The organism is Pseudooceanicola nanhaiensis DSM 18065 (genome assembly GCF_000688295.1).
GTDB classification, from domain to species: Bacteria; Pseudomonadota; Alphaproteobacteria; order Rhodobacterales; family Rhodobacteraceae; genus Pseudooceanicola; species Pseudooceanicola nanhaiensis.
In genome coordinates this window covers 21,180-27,362 of record NZ_JHZF01000002.1, presented here as the reverse complement: position 1 = coordinate 27,362, position 6,183 = coordinate 21,180, and the positions used below count along the sequence as shown (strand labels likewise).

Here is a 6,183-nt window from a genome sequence, read left to right as displayed (position 1 = left end):
CGCGATCCGGCGACCATAGGCCCTTCTTCTTCAGATCACGCCGCCAGCCGTAGATCTGGGACCGCGTGATCTCGTGGCGCTGCGCGACCTGCGTCACCGACACCCCGCCGACGCCGACTTCCGACAGGATCTCCAGCTTCTCATCTTCGCTCCACCGTCGGCGCCGTTCGACACCCAGAACCTCGCCCAGCATGGCTCCTCCGAATAAAACACGTGCATAACGACGTCGTTATGCACGTGTCTTACCTCGGAACCCCAGCCTCAGGCAGGCGGCCACAATCGGTCGGTTACGCTGGGACGACCGCCTAGCGCAGACAGCCAAAGCATTCTGCGTGATCTTGGTTTTAACGATGAGCGGATCGCTGCCCTATGTGAGGCTGGGCTCGTAAGATTGGAGGGAGGGCGCGCGCTATGACATTTCGATTGACCGCCGACCAACAAGAGATTCGCGACCAGATTCTGCGGATTTGCGCAGGGTTCGACGACGACTATTGGCTGGATCGGGATCGCAACGGTGGTTTTCCCCATGATCTGCACAGGGCAATGGCCGATGGCGGCTGGCTAGGTATCGCCATGCCAGAAGCTGTCGGCGGCGCGGGTCTGGGGATCACCGAGGCGACCGTAATGATGCAGGCAATTGCCGAGTCGGGGGCCGGCGCAAGCGGAGCCTCGGCCATCCACATGAACATTTTCGGGCTCAACCCGGTGGTGAAGTTTGGGACCGATGAGCAGCGCGCGCGTATGCTTGGCCCTCTAATAGCAGGCGATGAAAAGGCCTGTTTCGCCGTAACCGAACCGACGACCGGGTTAGACACCACAAAGCTGAAGACCATGGCGGTGCGGCAGGGGGACAGATATGTCGTGCACGGACAAAAAGTCTGGATTTCTACCGCGCAGGTGGCGGACAAGATGTTGCTTCTGGCCAGAACAACGCGGCTAGAGGATGTGAGCAGCTCGACCGAAGGGCTGAGCCTGTTCTATACAGATCTCGACCGAAATTTCGTTGACGTGCGAGAGATCGAAAAGATGGGTCGAAAGGCTGTCGATTCGAACGAAGTCTTCATCGATGGATTGCCGATTCCGGCTGAGGACCTGATCGGGGAGGAGGGCAAAGGCTTTAGGCAAATTTTGCACGGGTTGAATCCCGAACGCATCCTGGTGGCCGGTGAATGCATCGGTATTGCGCGCAACGCACTGGCGCGAGCGGCGCATTATGCAAACGAACGTGTGATTTTTGACCGCCCGATCGGCCAAAATCAGGGTGTTCAGCATCCACTCGCCAAAGCCTGGGCGCGAGTGGAATCTGCCAATCTCATGGTGATGCACGCTGCAGCCCTCTACGATGCGGGAGAACCCTGCGGCGTCGAGGCGAACGCCGCCAAGCTTTTGGCCGCCGACGCCGCGGTCGAGGCGACCGAAGCCGCGCAAATTACGTTTGGCGGATTCGGATATGCTAAGGAATATCACGTGGAGCGACTGGTACGTGAAGCTCTGCTGTTCCGCATCGTACCGGTGACACCGCAGATGCTTCTGTCGTTCATAGCAGAAAAAGCCCTTGGACTTCCAAAGTCTTACTGATCGGAGATAACGGGCGGGGCTGGTGGGAAAAGTTGTCTTGACCAATTTTCTAACACCCGTTAGATTACTGGCAGCTGCCCTTAATGGGAATGGGAGGAGGCGTCATGAATAAGACGCAGTTTGGGTCTTCGAGGGAGGACCTATCAAAACGTGCAACCGTTTACGCAAGCGGTTTATTCACCGGCAAAGTCGTTGTGGTGACCGGGGCCGGAGGCGGATTGGGGCTGGCAATTGCGACCTTGTTCGCAAGGCTCGGGGCCAATCTGGCGATCAATGGACGCAACGAAGAGAAACTGGCTTTGGCCAAGGAGTTCCTTGAAAGTTTCGGGGGCGAAGTTTTCGCTGTGCCTATGACCATCCGGGAGCCTGAGCAGGTCGAGGATTTTGTCGCCAAGACGAACCAGGAGTTCGGGGCGATTGACGTATTGGTGAACAATGCTGGGGGTCAGTTTCCGCAAGCAGCGTTGGAGTTTAGTCCAAAGGGCTGGAATGCGGTCATAGACACCAACCTGAACGGCACGTGGTGGATGATGCAATCCACGGCGCGCCACTGGGTTGCCAACAAGCAATCGGGCTCCATCGTCAACATCGTGGCCGATATCTGGCGCGGCATGCCCGGCATCGCGCATACCTGTGCGGCCCGGGCAGGAGTAGTTTACCTGTCCAAGTCGGTTGCGGTGGAGTGGGCCCCGCACGGTATCCGAGTGAACTGCGTGGCGCCGGGTTGCTGCGAAAGCAACGGTTTCGGGAACTACCCTCCGGAGGGTTCTGCGACCTTTCAGGACTCCAACCCGATGCGGCACGCCGGGGACGAATGGGATGTCGCTGAAGGGGTTGTCTATATGGCGGCGAATTCAGGGAAATTCGTAACCGGAGAAGTTCTGAACATCGACGGTGGGCAGCAATTGTGGGGGGATCCATGGCCAACGGGGCGGCCGGACTACTTCCGGATTACCTGATGTTGGCCGTGAACCTTAGGGGGACAATGATATCTAGATGACGACTAAGATTAAAACAGCAATCGGAGCCGATGATGGGGCGATACTGGAGTGCAGCGGGGTCGAGCGACGGTTCGGCGGCATCGTCGCTGTCACCGGTGTGGACCTCGTCATTCGGCAGGGGGAAATCTTTGGACTTGTCGGCCCGAACGGCAGCGGCAAGACAACACTGACGAACGCAATTACCGGGTTCTACCCACCGAATGTGGGGACTGTGCGGTTGGCAGGAAAGGAAATCACGGGTACGGCACCTCACAAGGTTGCCAAGCTCGGCGTCGCCCGGACGTTCCAGAATCTTGCCTTGTTCAACGGGATGAGCGTTCTGGACAACATCCTGCTGGGGCGGCACATCCACATGAAACCGGGCGTTCTGCGCACCGCGCTTTACTGGTGGGCAGCACAGCGTGAAGAAATCGAAAACCGCAAGATCGTCGAAGAGGTGATCGAGTTTCTACAACTCGAGAGCATCCGGCATGAGTTGGTCGATGGCCTTCCGATCGGGTTGAAAAAACGGGTCGAGCTGGCGCGGGCATTGGTGGCCGAGCCACAGATGCTGATTCTCGATGAACCGATGGCCGGCATGAACCAGGAAGAGAAAGGGTATATGTCCCGTTTCATTCTGGATGCCCGTGCCGAACGCGGCGTCAGCGTTCTGCTGATCGAACACCATATGGATGTCATCACCGGCATTTGTGATCGGATGCTGGCCCTGAATTATGGTGAAATGATCGCCAGTGGCATCCCCAAGGAGGTTGTGAAGGACCCGCGGGTCATCGAGGCATATATCGGAGGGTCGCATGACTGATTTGACGAAGAAACAGTCTTCGGGCGGCGACACGATCGGCGCAATTCTGGCGCGGAACGCCTCGAAACACGGTTCGGAAATCGCGCTTCGCGAAAAAGAGCGTGGGATCTGGAAGGAAACCACATGGGCGGAATACGCCGAAGAGGTGCTGGCCTGCGCGGCCGGGCTTGAGAAAATCGGCGTAACACCGGGCAAGGCGGTGCTTATCCTGGGCGACAACCGGGCGCGGCTGTATGGCGGAATGCTGGCTATTTCGTTGCTGGGTGCCTATGCAATGCCTGCCTATCCCGGCGCGACGCTCGAAGAACTCCGGCACTTTCTTGGCGAAGTCGAAATCGTCGCGGCCATCGCCGAAGATCAGGAACAGGTTGACAAGATCCTGGAACTGAAGGACGCGGGCGCCGAGGGCATCGACCACATCATTTATGATGAAGCGCGCGGTCTTGGCTTCTACGAGGTTGAAGGGCTGTTGTCCTGGGATCACCTGATCGAAGTTGGTCAGCACGATCTGAACGAAACCCCGGGCCTGAGTGAGGAACTGCTTAGTCGTGCGAAGCCGGAAGATCCGGCCATTTTTCTGCACTCCTCCGGAACGACGGGCGCGCCGAAGGGCATCGTACTGAGTCAGAAGAACGTTCTTGCTGCTGCTCGGAATGGACATGCGGCGGGTGCCTTCGGCGAAAATGAGGAGATCCTCGCGTACTTGCCGATGGCCTGGGTGGGAGACTACGCCATAACCGTTGCCGCGGCACTCCTTTGGCGTTTCACCGTGAATGTGCCTGAGCGCCAGGAAACGGTCGTGCGCGACATGCGCGAGATCGCTCCGACATTCTATCTGGCGGCGCCAAGAAGCTGGGACCAGATGCTGACGACAATCCAGGTTGGTATCGAAAATTCGACCCCTTTAAAGAAATGGCTGTACCATTTTTTCATGGATCGGGCCATCGCGGCGGAAACGCGCAAGCTGAATGGCAAAAGCGGCGGTGTTCTTGAGCCATTGGGCCGGCTTCTGGGCGAGGCGATTGTTTTCGGTCCGATCAAGGACCAGTTCGGGATGAGCCGCCTCAAGAATGCGTTCACCGGCGGTGAAGCGATCGGGGAAGACACCTTTGTGTTCTACCGCGCCCTGGGGATCAAGTTGCGTCAGCTCTACGGCCAGACCGAGAACAGCGCGATCAACGCGATTCAGGCTCCGGGCGAGGTCCGTCTTCATACGGTTGGCAAACCCGCGCCTGGCGTCGAGGTCAGCATTGCCGAAGACGGTGAGATCCTGGTGCGCTCGGACAGCGTGTTTGAAGGGTACTTCAACAAACCCGAAGCGACCGCCGAAGCCCTTGACGGCGGGTGGCTGCATACAGGTGATGCCGGCTATCTGGAGGACGACGGACACCTGGTTGTTCTTGGGCGTGTATCCGAGGTCATGCACACCGCCGACGGTGAACGTTACGTTCCAAACTACATCGAGAACCGGTTGAAATTCAGCCCGTATATCAAGGATGCGGCCGTGATTGGCGCCGGGCTGAAGGAACTGACGGCGATGGTCTGCGTGGATTTCGAGGCCGTGGGGCACTGGGCCGAAGTGAACGGCGTACCTTACGTGTCATATGCCGATCTTTCTCAGCGTGAAGAGGTCGCGACGTTGCTTCGCGAGGCGTTCCAACGGGTCAACAAGGCCGTCACCGAGCCATTGCGCCTGCAACGCTTTGTCAGTCTGCCGAAAGAATTCGACCCGGACGATGGTGAAATCACACGGACACGAAAACTGCGGCGCAAGGTCGTTCAGGAACGCTATGCTGACGTGATCGCGGCGCTCTACGACGGTTCAAAAGAGGTCCACGTAAGCGCGCAGGTGACTTACGAGACCGGGGAAGTAGGGAAGGTCGAAAGAAGCCTTCCCGTCAGGGAGGTATAAATGGACTGGGTCTTTCTATCAGAGCTTGCGATCAACGGAGCCTTGACGGGTCTGTTATATTCGCTTTTCGCCATCGGCCTCGTGCTGATTTACAAAGCGTCCTCGGTGCCCAATCTGGCGCAGGGCGGGCTGACCATGGTGGGTGCCTATGTGGTCCTGGCGCTGGCGCGCGATGTGGGTTTGCCCTTGTGGCTGGCCATTCCTCTGGCTGCGGTTGTCATGTTCGGCCTTGGGTTCGGCATCGAGCGTGTTGCCCTGCGTCGTCTCGCGGGTCGCCCGGTCGTCATGATCCTGATGCTGACACTTGGCCTCGACATATTCCTGCGGGGTACGACACTTGCCATCTGGGGCGGAACGTCGCGTTCGATGGAACTGGGCGTCAGCTATGATCCGCTGTTCCTGGGCGACATCTTCATCAGCCGCATCCATCTGGTCGGTGCCGGTGTCGCGCTTGCCTTGTTTGTCGGCTTCATGCTGTTCTTCCAAACCCGGACCGGGATCAAGTTGCGGGCGATCGCGGATGATTACATGGCTTCGTGGTCGGTAGGTATCTCGGTTGAGCGCGGCGTTGGGTTATCCTGGGCATTGGCATCCGTTGTTGCCGTCGCCGCTGGCGTCATCTGGGGTGAGATTCAGGGTGTCGATCAGGCGCTGTCGCTGTTGCTTCTCAAAGGTCTGACGGTTGCCGTTCTCGGTGGTCTCGACAGTATCCTTGGCGCCGTGATCGCAGGCATCATCCTGGGCGTCGTCGAAAACGTTGGCGCTGATTTCCTCGATCCGCTTGTCGGAGGCGGAAGCCGTGAGCTTATCGTCGCTGCCGTGCTCATTCTTACCGTCATGATCCGTCCGCACGGGCTGTTCGGTCGTCACGACATCGAAAGGGTGTAAGG

Annotated in this window: 6 protein-coding genes; 5 read left to right on the top strand and 1 reads right to left on the bottom strand. The window is 58.4% G+C overall.

Annotation, left to right across the window (positions count from 1 at the left end; translation table 11 throughout):
* On the bottom strand, nt 1-193 hold a 193-nt coding region (locus Q344_RS0100505; RefSeq protein WP_028284937.1), incomplete at its 3' end, for a transposase.
* Nucleotides 194-411: 218 nt separating this feature from the next.
* Here Q344_RS0100505 and Q344_RS0100500 point away from each other — a divergent pair.
* The 5 genes from Q344_RS0100500 to Q344_RS0100480 all read left to right on the top strand — a co-directional run bounded on the left by Q344_RS0100500 (nt 412) and on the right by Q344_RS0100480 (nt 6,181).
* Nucleotides 412-1,578, top strand: coding sequence for an acyl-CoA dehydrogenase family protein (locus Q344_RS0100500; RefSeq protein WP_028284936.1), 1,167 nt, complete (start codon nt 412-414; stop codon nt 1,576-1,578).
* A 104-nt stretch (nt 1,579-1,682) separates the two neighbouring features.
* Nucleotides 1,683-2,537, top strand: coding sequence for an SDR family oxidoreductase (locus Q344_RS0100495; protein WP_028284935.1), 855 nt, complete (start codon nt 1,683-1,685; stop codon nt 2,535-2,537).
* A 37-nt stretch (nt 2,538-2,574) separates the two neighbouring features.
* Complete coding sequence (locus Q344_RS0100490) at nt 2,575-3,381, top strand: ABC transporter ATP-binding protein (RefSeq protein WP_036538081.1); 807 nt, start codon at nt 2,575-2,577, stop codon at nt 3,379-3,381.
* Nucleotides 3,374-5,293 carry an AMP-dependent synthetase/ligase gene (locus Q344_RS0100485; protein ID WP_028284933.1) on the top strand — a complete coding sequence of 640 codons (1,920 nt, stop codon included), beginning with the start codon at nt 3,374-3,376 and terminating at the stop codon, nt 5,291-5,293. The genes Q344_RS0100490 and Q344_RS0100485 overlap by 8 nt, the downstream gene beginning before the upstream one ends.
* Nucleotides 5,294-6,181, top strand: a complete 888-nt coding sequence (locus Q344_RS0100480; RefSeq protein ID WP_028284932.1) for a branched-chain amino acid ABC transporter permease — start codon at nt 5,294-5,296, stop codon at nt 6,179-6,181.
* Nucleotides 6,182-6,183 lie beyond the last annotated feature (2 nt).